This window comes from Actinomadura sp. 9N215, from assembly GCF_044326345.1.
Taxonomy (GTDB): domain Bacteria; phylum Actinomycetota; class Actinomycetes; order Streptosporangiales; family Streptosporangiaceae; genus Spirillospora.
The window spans coordinates 97,218-115,742 of the sequence record NZ_JBIRBA010000004.1; the positions used below are offsets into that span (position 1 = coordinate 97,218).

Consider the following 18,525-nt stretch of genomic DNA (forward strand, 5'->3'; position numbering starts at 1 on the left):
GGGCCGGCCGAGCGCGATCGGGCGCCGTCGAGCGGGGGCGGGGCCGGTCGGGCGGGGCGGGGGCGCCTCGCTAGTCCTTGCGGCCGGTGGTGGCGACGGTGACGCCGAGGCCGATCATCATCAGGCCGCCGGTGCCGCCGATCGCGGCGAGGCGGCGGGGCGAGCGGGCGAACCAGTCGCGGGCCGCGCCGGCGGCGATGCCCCAGACGCTGTCGCTCAGCAGCGCGATCACCGCGAAGAGCAGCCCGAACACGATCATCTGCAGCGGCACGTGCCCGTGCTCCCGGACGACGAACTGCGGGAGGACGGCCGCGAAGAACACCGTCGTCTTCGGGTTCGTGACGCCCACCACGAAGCCCTGCGCGAAGGCCCGGACGTCGCCGCCCTGCCCCTCCTCGTCCGCGCCGATCGTCTCCTGCAGCGAGCGGCGGTGCCGGATGGCCTGCACCCCGAGGTAGACGATGTAGACGGCCCCGACGATCTTCAAGGTCGTGAACACGACGGCGGAACGCTCCACGATCGAGCCGACGCCGACCGCGACGGCGACGGTCAGCACGAGCGCGGCGGCCACACCGCCGACGACGCCGGCGAGCGCGGTGCGGCGGCCGTGCGCGAGGGCCCGTCCGACGACGAAGAGCACGGACGGGCCGGGAATGATGATGATGGCGAAGGCCATCGCGGAGAAGGCGAGCATCTGATCTGTCGACACCATGACCGCGACACTACGCAGCATGTCCGGTTCGTCCCACCGAATATCCGGCCCGCCCGGCCCGGCCCGCCCGGCCCGGCTCGCGGCGGCCCCACCAGGGTGGACGGTGTCCAGGGGTGGCCGGTTCAAGATCGTGACTCGGGACGAGGCCCGGCATAGGTTCGACGCATGTCCGCGCCAGCGTCCGCGGCGTCCGGCCGTCCGGTCGAGATCGCCCGCCCCGGCCCGTCCGCCGCAGTGGCCTGGCGGCCGGTGCTGCTGATCGCCGGTGTGCTGGGCGTCCTGCTGCTGGCCGTCAGCGCACGGTACGGGTACCACCGCGACGAGCTGTACTTCCGCGTCGCCGGACGCCATCTGGCCTGGGGTTATCCGGACCAGCCGCCGCTGATGCCGCTGCTCGCCCGCGCGATCACGGCGGCGTCAGGCGACTCGCCGGTCGCTGGCCCCGCTTCGCCGCCCAGGTCGCGGCGGCCTACCGGACGCTGCCGCCGGACGAACGGTCGAAGGCGACGATCGTCGTCAGCAACTACGGCGAGGCGGGGGCGCTCGACAAGTACGGGCCCGGCCTCGGCCTGCCCCGCGCGTACAGCGGCCACAACGGCTACTGGTACTTCGGGCGTCCGGCGGACACGGGCGGGCCCACCGTCGTCGTCGGCCCGGAGACGCTCGCGGGCGCGTCCTACCTGGGTCGGTTCTGGACGGACGTGCGCCCGGTGAGCCGCGTCGACAACGGCGTCGACCTCGACAACCAGGAGCAGGGCAAGCCCATCTGGATCTGCCGCGGGCAGCGGGCGCCCTGGCCGGAGCTGTGGCCGCGCTTCAAGACCCTGTCCTGATCACGCGTGTCGTGATCACGTGCTCGTCGTGATCACGTGCTCGTCGTGATCACGCCTGGAGGACGTCCCAGGTCGTGCCGCGGCGGATGAGCAGGTCGTGGGTGAGCAGGCTCCCGGCGGGAACGTCCCAGGGCCCGTCGCCGCCACCGCTGTCGCCGCGGTCCCCGGCCCACACCTGCGCGACGGTCCAGCGGAGCTTGTCGACGCCGTCCGGGTGGCCGGTTCCGGACGCGACGAACACGTCCCGCGCCGGGACGGCCACGACGAGGTCGCCGTCCACGTCCTGGGCGAGCTTCTCCAGGAAGGCCTCGTCCAGGAGCAGGCCCGACTCCAGGGTGCCGCGGCCCGCCGCCGCCGTCGCAGCCGTCGCGGCCGCCGTCGTCGCGGTCCCGCCGAGGGAGACCGTGACGGCCCGGACGTCCGGGTACCAGCCCAGGCTCAGGTCAGGACGCCGGTCGCGCAGGTTGAGCACCGCGCGGCGGCGCAGTTCCTCCGGCTGCACGCCGAGCTCGGCGCAGTGCCGCAGCGCCACATGCTCGTGCCGCCGCCCGGACGGGACGCCCTCGTCGGCGATCTCCAGCGCGTAGGTGACGTACAGGTCGGCGGCGAACGGGTCGCGGATCGGCTCCTCGTCCGCCGGCAGCGGGAACTCCAGCTGGACCTCCGCCGGCACCCGCGCCTTCATCAGCGGGACGATCAGACTGGACCGCGGCTCGGTCACGGGACGCTCCTCCTGATGAGGCCGGTGCCTACGAATGGATCACCCTACCGCCGCGGTGGGCGCCCCGCCCGGCGGGACGACGGGAAGGCCGCGCGGCGCGCCGTGCTCGATGATCCGCCATACGGCGCCGGTGTCCAGATGCTGTTCGACGAGGTCGCCGAGCGCGTCCAGAGTCGCCTCCCGCAATGCCTGGAACGACACATCGGGCGCGGGTGTGAAATCGCGTCCGCTCTCCTGTGCCACGTCCCTGAGAAAGGCCCGCCTGAATCCGTCGTTCTCCATTGCGCCGTGCCAGGTCGTCCCCCAGACGGCGCCCTTCCGGCATCCGTCGAGGAACGGCTCCCCGCCGGCGGTGATCGCCACGCCGTGGTGGATCTCGTACGCGTGGACGTCCTCGCCATATGCCCGCCCGCTCGGCCGCCCGAGCGTCTTCTCCTTTCCGAATTCGACTTTCGCGGGCAGCAGGCCGAGCCCTTCGACCCGTCCGGTCCCCGATTCGACGTGATCCACGATCTCGCCGGCGAGCATCTGATATCCGCCGCAGATGCCGAGCACGGGCCGCCCTTCGCGGGCACGCCCGAGAATCACCTCGTCCATTCCCCGCTCGCGCAGCCAGGCGAGGTCGCTCACCGTGGCGCGCGTTCCCGGCAGGACGACCAGATCGGCCTCCAGCAGATCCCCGGCGCTCGCCGCGTACCGGACGACGACGCCCGGTTCGCAGGCCAACGCGTCCAGATCCGTGAAATTCGAGATCCGCGGAAACCGGACCACGACGATCCGCAGCGTCTCCTTCCCGACCGGGCCTCTGGCGTCGGGCCTGGGCGCGTCCAATGCCAGAGTGTCCTCGGAATCCAGATACAGCCCGAGTTTCCACGGCAGGACACCCAGCGTGGGACGTCCGGTGAGCTTCTGAAGCTGCTCAAGCCCCGGCTCCAGCAACTCCCTGGCGCCGCGGAACTTGTTGATGACGAATCCCGCGACCAACGCCTGGTCTTCGGGTTCCAGAAGTGCGACCGTCCCGTACAGCGACGCGAAAACGCCGCCCCGGTCGATGTCCCCGACCACGACCACGGGCAATTCCGCGGCCCGCGCGAGCCCCATGTTCACGATGTCGCCCGCCCGCAGATTGATCTCGGCCGGACTCCCCGCGCCCTCGCAGATCACCACGTCGTATTCATTCCGGAGCTCCGCGAGACTCTCCGCCACCACCTCCGCGAGCCACGCCTTGTGCTCCCCGTACCGCAGCGCGTCGACCTCCGCCACCGGACGTCCCAGAACCACGACCTGACTGCGCCGATCGCTGCCCGGCTTGAGCAGCACTGGATTCATCACGGCCCGCGGCTCCACCCCCGCCGCCTGCGCCTGCATGTACTGGGCCCGCCCGATCTCGGCCCCGTCGCTCGTCACCATCGAATTCAGCGACATATTCTGCGCCTTGAAAGGCGCGACCCTCACCCCGCGCCTCGCGAGCCAGCGGCACAACCCGGCGGTGACCACGCTCTTTCCCGCGTCGGACGTCGTCCCGGCGACGAGCAGCCCGCTCACCGCAAACTCCAGACCACGGCCGCCGCCGCGAACGTCACCACCGCCGAAAGCCCCACCGCCCGCCTGATGTCCCGCACCTCGGGAACGCGGCCGTCGCCCATTTCAGGACGCCGCTCGACCCGTCCGCCGTACTCGTTCACACCGCCCAGCCGGACGCCGAGCGCCCCGGCGAACGCGGCCTCGCACCGTCCCGCATTGGGACTCGGATGCTTCTTCCCGTCCCTCCTCAGAACCCGCCACGCCTCACGACCCGAACAAAGCACAACCAGCCCCCCGGTCACCCGCGCCGGAACCCAATTGGCGGCATCGTCCAGCCTCGCCGCCGCCCACCCGAACCGCTCATACCGCGGATTCCGGTACCCGACCATCGCGTCGAGCGTGTTGACGGCCCGATACATCAGCAGCCCGGGAACACCCGCCACGGCACCCCACACCAAAGGCGCGACCGCCGCGTCCGACGTATTCTCCGCCACGGACTCCACAACGGCCCGCGCCAAACCCGGCCCGTCCAGACCCCTCGGATCCCGAGCGCACAAATGCGGAAGCCGTTCCCGCGCGGCGGCCAAATCCCCACGCTCCAACACCCGCGCCATAACGAGCCCTTCCCGCCCCAACGACGTCCCCCCGAGCACAGCCCAAGTGCACCCAGCCGTCACCAGAACACTCCCCCGCCCGACCCGCTCAAGCACAACCCCCAACGCCCCCGCACCCCCCACCAAAACACCCGCGTAAACAACCCCACGCCACCGAGAGTCCCCGTACACCGACCGCTCCACCATCGAAGCGACCCGCCCGAACCCGGCGACCGGATGCCACCTCTTCGGATCCCCGAAAAGCGCGTCCAGCGCCACCCCGAGAAGAAGCCCCTCACCAGAGACACGCATCAAGCTCATCCCAGTTCCGTTCCAGCCAGTCCTGCGCCCGAAGTATCCGCTGCCCCGCCCCGCCCCGCCACATCCGAGCCCAGCCCCCGCCACTCTCCGCCCGGATCCGCATAGCCTCATAGGACCGCTCGAACCTGACCCGTGCCGCCGGAAGCACATCGCCCCGCAGCCCACGCTCCAACCCGTACGCATCGCAGAAAATCCGCAGCCGCCGCCCCACATCCACCTGGTAAAGCACCGCGTCCCGATCGGCCGGATCTGCGATCGGCCCCCAATGCCGCAACGCCGTCACCACATCGAACAACCGCGTCGTAGGACGGGCCAGATCGAAATCAATCAACGCCACCGGCGTCCCGCCCCGGAAGACCACATTCTCCGGCGTCACATCGCAATGCCCGATCACCTCGGGCTCCCCGTCCAGATTCGACGTCTCCCCGTCCCACGGAGCCCCGTCCGGCGCCTCATACGACGCCACCGCCTCGTGATACCGCCGCAGCAGCCGCCCGACCCCCCTCAGCGCCTCCTCCGAAACCGCGAACCCCGGCAGCGGCTGACGCGGCGCCTCCCCAGGAACCCAGCTCAGCACCTCCCGCCCCCGCCCATCGACCCCCAGCACCCGAGGCGCCCCGTCGAACCCCACCGCCTCCAGATGCCGCAACAACCCGTGCACCGCCGGACTGTGCGCCCCCAACGGCCTCCGCACCGTGTCCCCGACCCGCACCACGCCCTCCGACACGTCCCCGCCGGAGAGCGGCACTTCAAAGTCCACCACCACAACAACCAAAGATAAGACCCCCAATACACCACCTCCGCCCGTTCACCCGTGGTAACGGCGTTATAGATGTGGAGCCGGAGGACCCGCCCCCTTACACTGTGTCCCGGCGTCCCGCCGGGCGCCGGGCGCCCGTAGCTCAGCTGGACAGAGCATCGGACTTCTAATCCGACGGTCGCGGGTTCGAATCCTGCCGGGCGCGCCCACCCACCAGCACATCTCGGCGCTGACCTGCAAGAACGCTTCTTGATCTTGTTCGCCCGGATGCAGCCATGTGCCACCGGAAGCAGCCGCACGGCACCGTTCCCGGAATATACGCGGAATGACCTCGCCTACGTTTGCCCAGGTCAGCACACAAGCGAAGAGAGGCCCCGGACGCTCCGAAGCCTCTCCACCGCACTCGTTCGTCATGCCGCCAACGCATCCTCTATGCGCTGGTTGGCGACGTCCCGTTGCCCATCTATGCACTTAGCGTAAACACGCAACATCACATCGACCCCGTGCCCAGCGCGTTCGGCCGCTTCGGGAGCATGGACGCCAGCATTCAGCCACAGCGACACCGCCGCGTGCCGCAAGTCGTACGGCCGCGCCGCCGAGGGTGACTCAACCTGATCTGGAGTCAGCGCCAGGGCACGAGCCCGCTTCCAGACTTGCGCGTAGGCCGAGCCGGAGAACGACGCGCCGCTACTGGTGACGAACAGCCGCCCATCCTCGGCCGTCCCGAACGTGTCGACGTGTTCGCGGAGGATCGCCACCCGCTCTGGAGGTATCGGGACCGGGCGGACGATGTCGTCCTCCCGATGCTTGAGGCCGCGATCGTCGAAGGTCTCCCCCGAGTCCGTGTACCTCTTGTTGGACTGCGGCCGAGTCCTCTTGAGCGTGATCAGGCCCCAGCCCGTTGCCGGAAGTTCGCAGTCCTGCCGCCGCAGCCCCGCCGCCTCAGCCGGACGAAGGCCAGCGAAGTACATGCTTGCGAACATCGCCCGCAGCCGTGGCCCACGCGACCGGCCGACATAGGACACCGCCGCCAACAGCTCCCGAGCCTGCGCCGGATTCACCACCACGCGCCGATCAACGGCCCCGTTCTGTTTCGGCGGACGCCACTTCACCCGGTCAAGGGGCGGCGGCGCTCAGGCCGCTGCGCGGCCCCGCGCCTGGCCGCCCGGAGCGTGCGGCGTGGGCGCCGGTCACCGGACGGCCGCGCCGGGCCGCGCATCGCGCCACCTCCGCCAGCCCCGCCCCGACCGGCCGCCACGGGGTACGCGCCGCCGCCCTCAGCGAGTCAGCCGCGTCCTGACCTGCCGGACGCACCACCCGAGCATGCAGAGCCCACCCGACGCCATCCATGCGCGGTGCAGGATGGACCAGTCCTCCGCCGCAAGGGGACCACGATCGCCATCACCAAGCCAAAGCAGGCCACACAACCAATGACCAGCCATTCCAGCGCGTTTCCGATCACGCCGCGCAGCGTACAGCCGAGGCGATCGACGTGTCCCCGGCGCAAGGACGTCGCCAGCTGGGATGGAAATGTGCGTGGCCCCCCGACCCCGCGTGTTGAGGATGGCGGCGGCCGGAACCTGTCAAGGGCGCCCTACGGGCGTCACTACGTGATGGCTTCGCCACCCTTGACAGAACCCGTCCGCCGCTAAGTGCAGGTCTCGTCGGGGTCGGGGGGAGGAAGGTTGGGGGAAGAAAAGCGGCTACGCCGTACGCCCGTCCAGAGGATGTCGATGATGCGGAGCGTCTGGATTCCTCCTTCACCACGATCGTGAGCATGCCCTCGCTGTGTCACCGAAGAAGGCGTGTCGGAATGCTGTTTGACCTGGCCGTTCCGGTACTGCGTCCCATGGGGCTTCTAGGAGGTCGAGGAGGCGGTTCAGGAGTGCGCCGTCGCGGACTTCGTCGGGGAGGCCGGTCAGTTCGTACAGCGCGCGTGCGTGGAAGCCGTCGAAGCGGTATGCCACACCCGACCTTCCCAGCCTGGTGGGGTGTAGCGAGCAAAGGTCTCTTCCCGGCCCTGGAGGGCGTCCTGTACCGCCTCGCCGTATCCGGGACGGTCGTAGGCGATCGCCCGCAGATCGTCGTCGACCGGCACCGGCATCCCCTCCGGGATCACCGGCCGGTGCTCAACATCTCAGGACTGCCAACCCTGGGAGGAGAGGAAAGTGCCGCAGCTGCTGCAGCGTTCAGGCGTCGCCGACAGCCCAGCAGCACCGCGTCGGTGATATCGGGGTGCGCCAGCGGCCGGGTGTAGCCCTCGAACAGTTCGGCGGCGCGCGCCCGTACGACAACCGCGCCCGCTTGGGTGATCGCGCAGACGTCCACGACCGGGGTGCGGGACGGGGCGCGCCGGTCGGTCAGAAGCACCGGTCCTGCGCTGCGGCCGCCGAGCAGGGCGGGGCAGCAGTTGAGCGGTGCCGGATTGCCGGTGCACCCACTCGGTTGCGCCGCCCTTGAACGCGCGCAGGTTCCGGCTCATCGCGCACTCTCGATCAGTGCATTGATCTTGCCGACGAGTCACCGCAACGCCACGCTGATCCGCGATGGCTTCTCATCCAGCATGGTGATCAGCTCCCCGGCTGGATCCAGTCGGGAGGCCGACTGGTAGTCGCCGTACCGGGTGACCACCGCGGCGGGAATGAACCGGTCGCCGGTGTACCGACCCTGCAGAGCCGATCCGGGGAACGGCGCCGGGGAAGAACAGAGCGTGCCGGAACAGGGCTCCGGCACGCTTTGTGGTGAGCGTCACCAATGAATGGCGGACGGCTCAACGGCTACACGGGCAGCGTGATCGCGGCATTCCAGGTTGCGTGCCAGGTCTTCGGGCCGACGATCCCGTCCACCTTCAGTTTTGCCATCTTCTGGAGATCCCTGCAGTCGTCCTCGGATTTCGGGCCGTAGATGCCGTCGACCTTGAGATGAAATCCGCGCTTGTTCATCTGGGTCTGCCAGTTCTTTACGTCGTTGCCCTTGCCCTTCATCGGCGGCGGCTGCTTGAAGACGTAGCCAGGATAGGCCGGTCCAGCCATGTCAAATCCCTCCTCGAGGGTATCGGGTTCTTACCAGTCAGAGTCCACGATGCCGCGTTAATGCCGCAATGCCCGCCAGGGAAGATTCGCGCAAAGAGGTCGCCTCCGTTTTTTACCGAATGCGCGGGAAGATGAAAATTCAATGGCTGCTGCGAACCTGTGAGGTGCCAGAACTCGTCCATGGCAGGTGAGCCGGGCCACCCTCGGCTCTCATGCTCTTTCGGCTGGTGCTGCCCGCTCGCGGTGATGCCTCGAAGGAGGCAGAGATCTTGGTGCTGCGCCACGAGGTCGCGGTGCTGCGTCGGCAGGTCGGGCAGCCGCGGTGGGACCTGGGCCGACCGCGCGGTGATCTCGGCACTGGCGCGTCGAGATCCGCTGTGACTGCGCTCGCATCGGCTGGTGAGGCCGAGCAGGCTGTTGGCCTGGCATCGGCGCCTGGTCGCCAAGCACTGGGCCTACCCGAGCAAGGCCGGTCGCCCGCCTGTCTCGCAAGAGGTCGGCGACCTGGTGGTTCGACTGGTCACCGAGAATCCGCGGTGGGGCCATCGCGAGCTGCGCGGCCTGGGTCACCGGATCAGTGGGCACCGTCCGGCGGATCCTGGCGGCGGCCGGGCTGGGGCCCCCGAGGAGGGCCTCGCCGACCTGGCAGCATTCTGCACCGCGCAGGCCTCCGGTGTGCTGGCGTGCGCCTTCCGGCACGTCGACACCGTTCTGCTCCGACGCTTGTACGTGTGGTCTGCGATGGAGATTGAGACCCGCCCGCGTGCACATCCTGGGTGTTACCACCAACCCGACCGGGCTGTGGACCACGCAGCAGGCCCGCAACCCGCTGATGGACCTGGGAGAGCGGGCCGAGCATCTCAGGTATCTGATCCGCGACCGCGACGCCAAGTACACCGCGGCATTCGATGCGGTGTTCACAGCGGCGGGCATCCGCGTGGTGAAGACACCGCCGCGCTCACCGCGCGCCAACGCCCACGCCGAGCGATCCGTCGGCACTTTGCGCCGTGGGCGCCTTGACCACCTGCTCATCTCCGGGCAAAGACACTTGCGCTCGGTCCTGACCGAGTACAAGCACCACTACAACACCCACCGCCCGCGCCAAGGCCGCGAACTCCGCCCACCGCTGGACGATCCTGGCCGCGTGTTGGACCTGACCGCCCGGATACAGCGCCGCACCGTCTTGAACGGACTGCTCAACGAGTACCGCCGTCCTGCCTGAGGAATCCACGACAGCCCAGCTCAACACGTACCCGGGCGATACTTGCAGGTAGTAGGCCGCTTCGTACTCGGTGGGTGGGACGTGACCGATCCTGGTGTGCAGCCGGTGGTGGTTGTACCAGCCGACCCATTCGACGCGCGTCCAGCGGCAGGTTGGTGCGCAGATGGTCAGCCCGCTGCCAGCCGACGACCCGCTGGGAGAAGGCGGTCCAGCACGAACGCCGCGTACACCCATCCGTCCCAGGTGCGCACATAGGTGATATTTGCCAGCCACAACCGATCCGACCGGTCGGCGGTGAACTGCTGGTTGACCTGGTCCGGTGGCCGGGGCGCCGTCTGGTCCGGGGTAGTGGTGCGCTGCCGGTCCCGGCGGGGCTGCTGGCGCGTCGGCGTGGTGGCCCGTTCGCGGGTGCTCGTTAGGCGTCGCTGTCCGGGAACTCGCCACGTTCCGGAGCACCGCCGAAGGCGCGCAGGCACGCGCGTGCCGGGGCCGAGAGCGGACATCTGGTTCGGCGGACGCCGGGGCCGCGTCACGTGAAGGGCCTCGGTCACGTGACGCGGCCCAGCGGTCTGCTCAGGTGAGCGTCCGGTCCGCGCGGACCGGGGCGGGGGTCCGTGGGAACTGCCGGGCTCGGGGTGCGTGCCGCGGCCCGGGTTCTTGATTGGGCATGGGGTTGTCCTCTCCGGGGACGTGGGTTCGCTGGTTCAGGTCGGGCGTCGTGCGTGCCGTCGTTTGCAAGTCGAGCGCCGTTCCCACCAGCTGGTGGCGGACGGCACGAGCCCTCTGGGCAGGAACAGCACGATCACCACGAGGAGGAGGCCGTAGACGGCGTAGGACAGGACGGTGGGTGCGGAGGCGGGCAGGCCTTCGCGTGTGCCAATGTCGTTCAGGACCTGGAGCAGCAGCGTGATCGCGGTGGCGCCGGCGAGCGCGCCCCAGATCGTCCCGGCGCCGCCGACGACGACCATCACGACGTACTCGAACGACAGCAGGACGGGGAACGAACCGGGCGCGACGTATCCGATGTAGAAGGCGTAGATGCCGCCTGCCAGTCCGGCGAACCCGGCGGACAGGCTGAACACCGCCTGCTTGTAGACCGCGACCGGCACGCCGGAGGACGCGGCGGCGACCTCGCTGGTCGCGAGGGCGCGCAGGCCGCGTCCGGGACGGGAGGTCACGATGTGCCGGGTGACCAGTACGACCAGCCCCAGCGCGCCGAGCGCCAGGTAGGCGTAGGAGATGTCGGTGGCGAACTCGTATCCGCCGGCCTGGAGGCGCGGGACGCCCTGGAGGCCGATGTCGCCGCCCGTCCATTCCTGCCGTCCGACGAGGCTGAGCAGGATGAGCTGGATGGCGAGGGTCGCGAACGCGAGTTGGTGGCCGCGCAGCCGCAGCAGCGGGACGCCGACGAGCGCGGCCGCCGCGGCCGACGCGAACGGCGCCAGCACCAGCCCGAGCCAGCCCGGCAGGCCGTGCGTCGCGGTCAGCGCCGCGGTGTAGCCGCCGATCATGGTGAAGGACGCCTGGCCGAGCGAGACCTGGCCCGCGTACCCCATGAGCATGGACAGCCCGACGACCACGATCGCGGCGAGCAGCAGCAGCACGTACACCGGCACCTGCGTCTCGGGGAGCAGCGGCGGCACGGCCAGCGCGGCGGCGGCGACGGCCGTGGCGACGGCGGCGCCCGGCGTGGGCCGGTACCGGCGTCGTGGTCCGGTGGCCGGCCCGGCCCGGTGCGAGGTGTTGTGGACGGACACGCTCATCGGGCGGCCTCCTCCTGGAGCGTGGTCCTGCGCGAAGCCCGCACCATCATGATCGTGAGCATCAGGACGAGCGCGACGACGGTCTGGTAGGACGCTTCGCCGTAACCGGCGACCATGGCCTCGGCGACGCCGAGCGTCAGCGCACCGGCCAGCGCGACGGCCGGCCGGTTCAGGTCCCCCAGCACGGCCGCCGCGAACGCGTTGGTGATCAGCAGGACGTCGCTGTTGTACGAGATGGGCTGGAGGGGGGTGATCAGGACTCCGGCGAGGCCGCTGAGCATCCCGCCGAGCGCGAAGGCGATCAGGCCCATGCGCAGGGGGTCGATGCCCATGACCCGTGCGGTGTACGGGTTGGACGCGCACGCGCTGAGCGCCTTGCCGGTGTAGGTGCGGGTGAAGAACAGGCCGAGCAGCGCGAACACGACGGCCGTGGCCGCGATGACCAGGAACGACTGTCTCTGGACGTGCGCGCCGAGAACGGTCACGGCGCCGCCGACCCCGGGGAAGGACCGCGGGCCGTCGCCCCAGATCAGGATCTCGACCGCGTACGCCAGGAAGCCGAGCCCGAGCGTGATGATCAACGCGGACTGCTGCGAGGTGCCGCGGCGTCCGGTGGAGGCGATCCCGACCGCGAGTCCGGCGGCGCCCACGACCAGCACGGCGGCGGCCTCGGCGGCACCGTGCGGGAGCCCGGCCCCCAGCAGCGATCCCGCGGTCATGCCGCCGACGACGGCGAACATGCCCTGCGCGAAGTTCACCACGCGGGTCACCCGGTGGATCGTGACAAGGCCACTGGCCAGGAGCGCGAATCCGCAGCCGACGGCGACACCGGAAATCAGGTATTGCAGGAAGGCGCTCATGATCGGGGCTCTCCCTCCGTGGGGCCGCCGGCCGCTCCGCCGGCGCCGAGATAGGCGTCGGCGAGGTCGGGGCCCGCGGCGAGCCGGGCGGCCGAGCCGTGGGCGCGGACGCATCCGGCCTCCAGGACGTAGCCGCGCCCGCACAGGTCGAGCGCGAGCCGGGCGTTCTGCTCGATCAGCAGGACGGCGAGGCCGTGCCGGGCGTTCAGCTCGCGCAGATGCGCGGCGAGGTCGGCGATGACGAGCGGGGCGAGACCGAGCGACAGCTCGTCCACGACCATCACGTCCGGCCGCGCCATCAGCGCGCGCCCGAACGCGACCATCTGCTGCTGCCCGCCCGACAGCGACCCGGCGCGCCGCTTGCGGAGGTCGGCGAGCTGCGGAAGCACCGCGTAGACGCGGGAGGTGTCGCGCGCGTCCTTCTCGTGGCGCCGCCGCCACGCACCGAGGGCGAGGTTGTCCTCGACGGTCAGGTCGTCGAACATCTGCCGGCCCTCGGGGACGAGCGCGACCCGGCCGCGCACCCGCACCCGTCCCGCCGCCGGGCGCACGACGCCGAGGATCGCGTTCACCAGCGAGGTCTTGCCGGCCCCGTTCGGACCGATCAGCGCGACCAGTTCCCCGGGCCGGACGCTCAGCCCGACCCGGTCGAGCGCGGTGGCCGTCCCGTACCGGACGACGAGATCGTCGACCTCGATCAGGGGCGTGGACATCTACGCGGCCTCCTGCCCCAGGTAGGCGGCGATGACGGCGGGGTCCGCACGGATCTGCGCCGGGGTGCCCTCGGCGATGAGGCGGCCGAGGTCCAGGACGCTGACCTGGTCGGCGAGGCGCGCGACGAACGCCACGTCGTGCTCGACGAGCATCATCGTCAACCCCTCCGCGCGCAGGCCCTCGACGAGCTGCGCCAGCGCTTCGCGCTCGCCGGCCCGCAGCCCGGACGCCGGCTCGTCCAGCAGCAGCAGCCGGGGACGCGCGCAGAGCGCCCGCGCCACCTGCAGCGACCGCTGCTGGCCGAGCGGCAGGACCTCCGCGGAGCGGTGTGCCCAGTCGCCCAGCCCGACGCGGCCGAGCGCGGCGAGCGCGTCCGCGCGGATCTCGGCCTCCTCGCGGCGGTGCGCGGGCAGCCGCAGCGTCGCGGACAGGAAGCCGTGCCGGGTGCGGGCGTGCGCGCCGACCATGACGTTCTCCAGCGCGGTCATCCCGCGGAAGAGCCGGGCGCCCTGGAAGACGATCGCGACGCCGAGCCGCGCCCGCGCATGCGGCGGCAGCCGGTGGACGCGCCGGAACCGTTCCCCGTCGCGGTAGCGGATGGCGCCGTGGTCTGCGGCGAGATGGCCGCTGATCAGGTTGAACAAGGTCGACTTGCCCGCCCCGTTGGGGCCGATCACGGCCCGGGTCTCGCCTTCGGCGACCCTCATGGTCACGTCGCGGACGGCGTACACGCCGCCGAACGCCCGGCTGAGCGAGCCGATCTCCAGCAGCGTGGTCATCCGGCCGCCCTCGCGGTCTCGGCCAGCTGCTTGAGCGACCACCTGGTGGGGACGAACCTGCCGTCCTCGACCTGGTTCATGGAGACGTCGGTGGGCTTAAGCCCGGAGTGGTCGGTCTTGGAGTAGGTGTACTTGCCGGTGGGGGTGACGAGGGTGAGGCGCTCCAGCTCGTCCCGGATCTTCTTCCGGTCGGTGCCCGCCTTCTCGATCGCGGCGGCGAGGAGCTTGACGCCCGCGTAGCCGTCCATCGCGAACTGCGGCGGCTCGTAGCCGTACTTCTGCTTGAAGGGCCCGGACATCTCCCGGACGGCCTGCTTGAGCCGGCCGTCCGGCAGGTGCTCACCGACGACGCCGATGGCGGACTGGACGTACACGCCCTCGGCCGCCTTCCCGACCGGGTCGAGCCACAGCTTGCTGGCCTGCGCGCCGGTCAGGAACAGCGGCAGCTTCAGACCGGAGGACGGGTACTGCTTGGCCATCGTCACCACGGGGGCGCCGCTGCCCCAGACGACCAGGGCCTGCGCGCCCGATGCGCGGACGTGGGCGAACAGGGGGCTGAAGTCCGACGCCGCGGTCTCGTAGGTCTCCTCTTTGAGGATCTGCACCCCGTACTGGGCCGCGTACTTCCGAGTACCGCCCAGGCCTGCCTTGGCGTAGGCGCTCTGGGTGTCGTGGGCGACCACGACCTTGGTGATGCCGTGCGCCTTGAAGTAGGCCAGCATCTGCTGGGCGTAGGTGGAGGCGATCGCCGGGACGACGAACGTGTAGGACTTGATCGGGTCGACCTGCGCGTCGGTCGAGGCGAGCGAGACGTACGGTATCCGCTCCCGCTCGGCGAGCGGCTCCACCGCGAGGGCGGTGTTGGAGAACGTCGAGCCGAGGATCGCGGTGACCTTCTCGGACTTGAGCTTGTTGAAGTGCAGCACGCCCTGGTCGGGGGCGGTCTTGTCGTCCAGCGTGATCAGCTTGATCTTCTTGCCCTTGATTCCGCCGGCGTTGTTGATCTGGTCGACGGCCAGTTCCACGGTCTTCTTCGCGTCGCCGCCCAGCGGGGCGTAATTGCCGGTCAGGGACTCGATGAAGCCGACCTTGACGGTGGAGCCGCCAGACCCGCCGGCTCCGCCGCACGCGGCGGCGACCAGCATTGAGGCGCTGATGATCGGGACGAGTTTGCGCATCGGGGGACCTCCCGGGTTGGTGAGAAGCTGCGCCCTCTCGGGGCCGTTGGGACATTTCCCAACCTCGGCGCGCCGACGGCCGCGCGATTTCACGCCGTCGTCACGCCGAACGGATCGACGGGAGCTGACCAGCACGCGAGGCGGGGACGCAGGCGACCGGACACTCGGCACCCGCGGTCCGGGCTCGGAATCCGAGGGCATCGCCACCTCCGAGTCCGCCGGAACACCAGCACCTGCTGATCGAAATCGTATCTGATTTGGTGTAGTTAATCGTATGTATTGCACCGCGTCCAGAGTCCGCGCAAGATCCGAATGATGCAGGTACAGCGGTGGCCAATCGTTTGAGCTCAAACGGACCAATCGTTTGGGATCGAACAGTTTACGCGCCCTCAGAGGGAACGGGACGCGGCCCTTCAGATCAAGTAGTGTGAGAAATCGTATGCGAAATCATCTAGGGAGATCCGTGTGATCATCGCGTTCGCATCGTCGGGCTTTCCTCCCGAGGAAGTGAAGATGAGGAGAACCGGGTGAACTCCGCGAAGACGCCGCGCACCGTCAAGGAGAGCAAGGCCGAGTTCTGCTACGAACTGCTGCGGTCGCGCATCCTGGACGGCACGTACGTACCGGGGTACAGGCTGGTCATCAAGGAACTCGCCCGGGAGACCGGGGTCAGCACGATCCCGCTGCGCGAGGCGCTGCGCCGGCTGCAGTCCGACGGGGTGGTCGAGGTGGTGCGCAACGTCGGCGCCCGCGTCGCGGTCTTCGACGCCAAGCAGGTGGAGCACACGCAGCAGATCCTGGCCCGCCTTGAGGGCTACGCCACCGCCGCTGCCGCACCGCACATGACGTCCGCGCAGGTCTCCGCGTCCCACGAGATCAACGACCGGATGACGGAAGCGCTGGCGGAGTTCGACTCCACAGCCTTCACGACGCTGAACCGCGAGTTCCACTTCTCCATCTACCGGCACTGCCCGGACGCGCGCCTGCGCTCCCTGCTGGAAGCGCAGTGGACCCTCCTGAACCACATGCGCCGCTCGACCTTCACCTACGTTCCCAGCCACGCCCGTCGTTCCGTGGCCGAGCACGCGCACATCCTCGCGCTCATCTCCGGAAGGGCCGCCGCCGCCGAGATCGAGCGCGTCGCCTGCGCTCATAAGAGCGCCACCGCCGACGTTCCCCACACCGCCGACCACCCATAGCCGCCCACGGGAGGGAACGCCGCAACGGACGATCCGCACGACAGGGCCCGGCGGGAGCACGGTTGCGGTCACTGATGCCGGAGGGGCGCGAACCGCGTCACCGAGTGGGTGGCGCCCTTCAGGTCCGACGGGTACATCCGGATCGGATAGGTGTCATTGGTCAGCCAGCCCGGCAGCAGGTTCTGCTCGAACTCGCCGCCGGGGTCCTCGCTGGGGCCGCCGGCCAGCGAGTCCACCCCGCGCATGCCGAAAGGTGTGGCCTGGTGGACGCCCCGCCGGACCGGGACGAAGGTGAAGGCGAACCTGTCCGGCGAGTCGGCCCGGATCGGATGGCTGGACGCGTCCACGATGCCCGCGCCGCCGTCGGCGGGAATGCCCGGCAGACCGGGCAGCGGCGAGGTGAACCGATTGCCCTCCGACGGAATGGAGTACGGCGCGCCGAGCGGCGACGGGAAGTTGTACCGGTGGTCTGCGCAGCACCAGCAGGTCGCGCCGGTCGTCCGGGTCGGCGACGTCCGGCACGGCGAAGAAAGTCGATTCCGGACCGGCCGAGGCCCTTGCGCTCGTCGAAGTCGACCAGGAGTTGCCGAATCGCCGGCAGCGCGTAGAAATCGGCGGGCGCCGGAAGTTTCGGCGAGATCTGCGCCAGGCGCTTGTCGAAGACGTTGATGAGGAACCGGCCGCGCCACAGCGTGTAGAGCGTCGCGGCGACGCTGTTGTCGATCTCGTACTGCGACGGCCTGCCGAGGTTGCCGTCGCGGTCACCGCCGTCGTATCCCTCCGGGATTCCGGTCGGGTAGGTGAGGTCCCACCTGGCCAGCCGGTTCACCGCCTCCGCCACGCGCGGGTCCGAGGCGAGCGCGGCCAGCTCCGCGTTCTTGCTGGTCTTGGCCCTCTTCAGTGCGCGGTGATGAACGGTGTGAAGAGGCGTCCGTCCACCGACGAGGTGTCGGACTGCATGGTGACGACGTCGTCCGACGTGATCCGGCCCTTGGCGACGGCGGCCCGCAGCATGTCGGTGATGCGGCCCGCCCGGGTGCCGGTGGAGGAAGCCGAGGTAGGAGATTCCGCCGCCGGGACGGAGCTGGTTGAGCATGTCATTGTCGAACGAATTGCCGGTCGGGTCGTTGTTCGCCGAGACGATGAACCCGGCGGGCGGATTGACCACCTGCGGAAGCTCACTGTTCGGCACGATCTCCCGGTGCACCGCGTCGAAGGAGGCGTCGCCGACGGCGCGCCGCAGCCCGTCGAAGCCCGCGAGCAGGATCGGGCTGGCGGCGATCGCGGCCGCCAGGTTCGGGACGAAGCCGAGGTCGGCCTCGATGCCGTCGAGGATCGTCCGGGACGCGGGCGGCGCGGTCTCCGGCGAGAGGATCGGAAGGCGCATCACAGCTCCTTGGAGTTCGGATGATGGGCCGACCTTCTCCCGCTCCGGCGTCCGTTCACGATTCCTTCGCAGGGAAGGGCCGCGAATCACGGGCGGCCGTAAGGTCGCCTCATGTCCGATCCGGCGTCCTTCGGCTTCGGCGCCCTGGTCCGGTATTGGCGCCGGGTGCGGGCGATGAGCCAGCTCGATCTCGCCTCGGCCGCGATGACCACCCCGAGGCATATGAGCTTCCTGGAAACCGGCCGCTCGAATCCGAGCCGCGAGATGGTGCTGCGGCTGGCGGGTGCGCTCGACGTCCCGCTGCGCGACCGGAACGGCCTGCTGCTGTCGGCCGGCTTCGCTCCGCTGTTCCCGCACCGCGGGCTTGAGGACCCGGCGCTCGACCGGGTCACCATGGCCATCGGACGGATGCTCGACCGGCACGACCCGTTTCCCGCCGTCGTCCTGGACCGCGGCTGGAACCTCGTCCGCGCCAACCATGGCGCGGCGCGGCTGTTCGGGGCGCTGTTCGCTCCCGATCCGATCCCCGACGACGCGAACGTCCTGCGGCTGATCCTTGAACCGAGCCCGGTCCGGGACGGCATCGCCAACTGGGCGGAGGTCGTACCGGCGCTGCTCGAACGCGCCCGCCGCGAAGCCGTGGGCGGCGTCCTCGACCTGGCGACCGCCGAGCTGGTGCAGGAACTGCGGGCGCGTCCCGAGGTCGAGTCCCTCATCACGGCGCCCCGCATGATCGAGCCGCTGATCCCGGTCGTGGACGTGCATTTCCGCCTCGACGGCGAATATCTGCGGTTCTTCTCGATGGTGTCCAGCATCGGCGCGCCCGCGGACGTCACCGCGCAGGAACTCCGCGTCGAGGCGTTCTTCCCGTCCGACGACGAGACCGCCCACCGCTGGCAGCCGCGAACACAACCCTGACCAGGCCGT

General features: G+C 70.1%; 19 protein-coding genes, 1 tRNA gene and 1 pseudogene. 5 read left to right on the plus strand and 16 right to left on the minus strand.

Annotated features, from left to right (window positions below; genetic code table 11):
* Positions 1 to 70: 70 nt before the first annotated feature.
* Complete coding sequence (locus tag ACH34T_RS08685) at positions 71 to 712, minus strand: LysE family translocator (RefSeq protein WP_395991475.1); 642 nt, start codon at positions 710 to 712, stop codon at positions 71 to 73.
* Between the two features lie 710 nt (positions 713 to 1,422).
* Between ACH34T_RS08685 and ACH34T_RS08690 the strand changes: the two genes are divergently transcribed.
* Positions 1,423 to 1,545: a hypothetical protein gene (locus tag ACH34T_RS08690; RefSeq protein ID WP_395991476.1), complete on the plus strand. Its 123-nt coding sequence runs from the start codon at positions 1,423 to 1,425 to the stop codon at positions 1,543 to 1,545.
* Positions 1,546 to 1,594: 49 nt separating this feature from the next.
* Here the strand turns inward: ACH34T_RS08690 and ACH34T_RS08695 are convergent, their stop codons facing one another.
* The 4 genes from ACH34T_RS08695 to ACH34T_RS08710 are packed head-to-tail and all read right to left on the minus strand — an operon-like array spanning position 1,595 to position 5,470.
* On the minus strand, positions 1,595 to 2,266 hold the full coding sequence (locus ACH34T_RS08695; protein ID WP_395991477.1) for a DUF1444 domain-containing protein: 672 nt from the start codon (positions 2,264 to 2,266) through the stop codon (positions 1,595 to 1,597).
* Positions 2,267 to 2,305: 39 nt separating this feature from the next.
* The gene (locus tag ACH34T_RS08700; RefSeq protein ID WP_395991478.1) at positions 2,306 to 3,811 is read right to left on the minus strand and encodes a cobyric acid synthase; all 1,506 of its coding nucleotides are present in this window, start codon (positions 3,809 to 3,811) and stop codon (positions 2,306 to 2,308) included.
* Positions 3,808 to 4,704 carry a cobalamin biosynthesis protein gene (locus tag ACH34T_RS08705; RefSeq protein WP_395991479.1) on the minus strand — a complete coding sequence of 299 codons (897 nt, stop codon included), beginning with the start codon at positions 4,702 to 4,704 and terminating at the stop codon, positions 3,808 to 3,810. Before ACH34T_RS08705 ends, ACH34T_RS08700 begins: the two co-directional genes overlap by 4 nt.
* Positions 4,679 to 5,470 (minus strand): phosphotransferase enzyme family protein, encoded by a 792-nt coding sequence (locus ACH34T_RS08710; RefSeq protein WP_395991480.1) that lies wholly within the window; start codon positions 5,468 to 5,470, stop codon positions 4,679 to 4,681. Before ACH34T_RS08710 ends, ACH34T_RS08705 begins: the two co-directional genes overlap by 26 nt.
* A 125-nt stretch (positions 5,471 to 5,595) precedes the next feature.
* Between ACH34T_RS08710 and ACH34T_RS08715 the strand changes: the two genes are divergently transcribed.
* Positions 5,596 to 5,669 (plus strand) — tRNA-Arg (locus tag ACH34T_RS08715).
* 205 nt (positions 5,670 to 5,874) lie between these two features.
* Here the strand turns inward: ACH34T_RS08715 and ACH34T_RS08720 are convergent.
* The 4 genes from ACH34T_RS08720 to ACH34T_RS08735 all read right to left on the minus strand — a co-directional run bounded on the left by ACH34T_RS08720 (position 5,875) and on the right by ACH34T_RS08735 (position 8,496).
* Positions 5,875 to 6,576 carry a tyrosine-type recombinase/integrase gene (locus ACH34T_RS08720; protein WP_395991481.1) on the minus strand — a complete coding sequence of 234 codons (702 nt, stop codon included), beginning with the start codon at positions 6,574 to 6,576 and terminating at the stop codon, positions 5,875 to 5,877.
* Between the two features lie 806 nt (positions 6,577 to 7,382).
* Positions 7,383 to 7,562, minus strand: a complete 180-nt coding sequence (locus ACH34T_RS08725; protein WP_395991482.1) for a hypothetical protein — start codon at positions 7,560 to 7,562, stop codon at positions 7,383 to 7,385.
* 17 nt (positions 7,563 to 7,579) lie between these two features.
* The gene (locus ACH34T_RS08730) at positions 7,580 to 7,834 is read right to left on the minus strand and encodes a hypothetical protein (RefSeq protein ID WP_395991483.1); all 255 of its coding nucleotides are present in this window, start codon (positions 7,832 to 7,834) and stop codon (positions 7,580 to 7,582) included.
* 407 nt (positions 7,835 to 8,241) lie between these two features.
* The gene (locus ACH34T_RS08735) at positions 8,242 to 8,496 is read right to left on the minus strand and encodes a peptidoglycan-binding protein (RefSeq protein WP_395991484.1); all 255 of its coding nucleotides are present in this window, start codon (positions 8,494 to 8,496) and stop codon (positions 8,242 to 8,244) included.
* 763 nt (positions 8,497 to 9,259) lie between these two features.
* Here ACH34T_RS08735 and ACH34T_RS08740 point away from each other — a divergent pair.
* Positions 9,260 to 9,718 carry an integrase core domain-containing protein gene (locus tag ACH34T_RS08740; protein ID WP_395991485.1) on the plus strand — a complete coding sequence of 153 codons (459 nt, stop codon included), beginning with the start codon at positions 9,260 to 9,262 and terminating at the stop codon, positions 9,716 to 9,718.
* A 704-nt stretch (positions 9,719 to 10,422) separates the two neighbouring features.
* Here the strand turns inward: ACH34T_RS08740 and ACH34T_RS08745 are convergent.
* Genes ACH34T_RS08745 through ACH34T_RS08765 form a run of 5 tightly spaced genes read right to left on the minus strand, consistent with a single transcriptional unit; the run spans position 10,423 to position 15,012 of the window.
* Positions 10,423 to 11,481 (minus strand): branched-chain amino acid ABC transporter permease, encoded by a 1,059-nt coding sequence (locus tag ACH34T_RS08745; RefSeq protein ID WP_395991486.1) that lies wholly within the window; start codon positions 11,479 to 11,481, stop codon positions 10,423 to 10,425.
* Positions 11,478 to 12,341, minus strand: a complete 864-nt coding sequence (locus tag ACH34T_RS08750; RefSeq protein WP_395991487.1) for a branched-chain amino acid ABC transporter permease — start codon at positions 12,339 to 12,341, stop codon at positions 11,478 to 11,480. Before ACH34T_RS08750 ends, ACH34T_RS08745 begins: the two co-directional genes overlap by 4 nt.
* Positions 12,338 to 13,054 (minus strand): ABC transporter ATP-binding protein, encoded by a 717-nt coding sequence (locus ACH34T_RS08755; protein WP_395991488.1) that lies wholly within the window; start codon positions 13,052 to 13,054, stop codon positions 12,338 to 12,340. Before ACH34T_RS08755 ends, ACH34T_RS08750 begins: the two co-directional genes overlap by 4 nt.
* Complete coding sequence (locus ACH34T_RS08760; protein WP_395991489.1) at positions 13,055 to 13,834, minus strand: ABC transporter ATP-binding protein; 780 nt, start codon at positions 13,832 to 13,834, stop codon at positions 13,055 to 13,057.
* Entirely contained in the window at positions 13,831 to 15,012 is a 1,182-nt protein-coding gene (locus ACH34T_RS08765; RefSeq protein ID WP_395991490.1) for an ABC transporter substrate-binding protein, read from the minus strand. Before ACH34T_RS08765 ends, ACH34T_RS08760 begins: the two co-directional genes overlap by 4 nt.
* Before the next feature lie 527 nt (positions 15,013 to 15,539).
* Here ACH34T_RS08765 and ACH34T_RS08770 point away from each other — a divergent pair.
* A complete protein-coding gene (locus tag ACH34T_RS08770) occupies positions 15,540 to 16,211 on the plus strand; it encodes a GntR family transcriptional regulator (RefSeq protein WP_395991491.1) in 672 nt (223 codons plus the stop codon).
* A gap of 68 nt (positions 16,212 to 16,279) precedes the next feature.
* Here the strand turns inward: ACH34T_RS08770 and ACH34T_RS08775 are convergent, their stop codons facing one another.
* Positions 16,280 to 16,558, minus strand: coding sequence for a hypothetical protein (locus ACH34T_RS08775; protein WP_395991801.1), 279 nt, complete (start codon positions 16,556 to 16,558; stop codon positions 16,280 to 16,282).
* A gap of 317 nt (positions 16,559 to 16,875) precedes the next feature.
* A pseudogene (locus tag ACH34T_RS08780) lies at positions 16,876 to 17,820 on the minus strand (penicillin acylase family protein); the annotation flags it as partial.
* Here ACH34T_RS08780 and ACH34T_RS08785 point away from each other — a divergent pair.
* On the plus strand, positions 17,710 to 18,516 hold the full coding sequence (locus ACH34T_RS08785) for a helix-turn-helix domain-containing protein (protein ID WP_395991492.1): 807 nt from the start codon (positions 17,710 to 17,712) through the stop codon (positions 18,514 to 18,516). The pseudogene ACH34T_RS08780 and the gene ACH34T_RS08785 overlap by 111 nt on opposite strands.
* Positions 18,517 to 18,525: the final 9 nt, after the last annotated feature.

Excerpts from the sequence above, each read along its gene's own strand:
- ACH34T_RS08785 (WP_395991492.1), top strand. The coding sequence starts at position 17,710 with ATGTCCGATCCGGCGTCCTTCGGCTTCGGCGCCCTGGTCCGGTATTGG.
- ACH34T_RS08765 (WP_395991490.1), bottom strand. The coding sequence starts at position 15,012 with ATGCGCAAACTCGTCCCGATCATCAGCGCCTCAATGCTGGTCGCCGCC.
- ACH34T_RS08755 (WP_395991488.1), bottom strand. The coding sequence starts at position 13,054 with ATGTCCACGCCCCTGATCGAGGTCGACGATCTCGTCGTCCGGTACGGG.
- ACH34T_RS08735 (WP_395991484.1), bottom strand. The coding sequence starts at position 8,496 with ATGGCTGGACCGGCCTATCCTGGCTACGTCTTCAAGCAGCCGCCGCCG.
- ACH34T_RS08705 (WP_395991479.1), bottom strand. The coding sequence starts at position 4,704 with ATGAGCTTGATGCGTGTCTCTGGTGAGGGGCTTCTTCTCGGGGTGGCG.
- ACH34T_RS08745 (WP_395991486.1), bottom strand. The coding sequence starts at position 11,481 with ATGAGCGTGTCCGTCCACAACACCTCGCACCGGGCCGGGCCGGCCACC.
- ACH34T_RS08760 (WP_395991489.1), bottom strand. The coding sequence starts at position 13,834 with ATGACCACGCTGCTGGAGATCGGCTCGCTCAGCCGGGCGTTCGGCGGC.
- ACH34T_RS08685 (WP_395991475.1), bottom strand. The coding sequence starts at position 712 with ATGGTGTCGACAGATCAGATGCTCGCCTTCTCCGCGATGGCCTTCGCC.
- ACH34T_RS08750 (WP_395991487.1), bottom strand. The coding sequence starts at position 12,341 with ATGAGCGCCTTCCTGCAATACCTGATTTCCGGTGTCGCCGTCGGCTGC.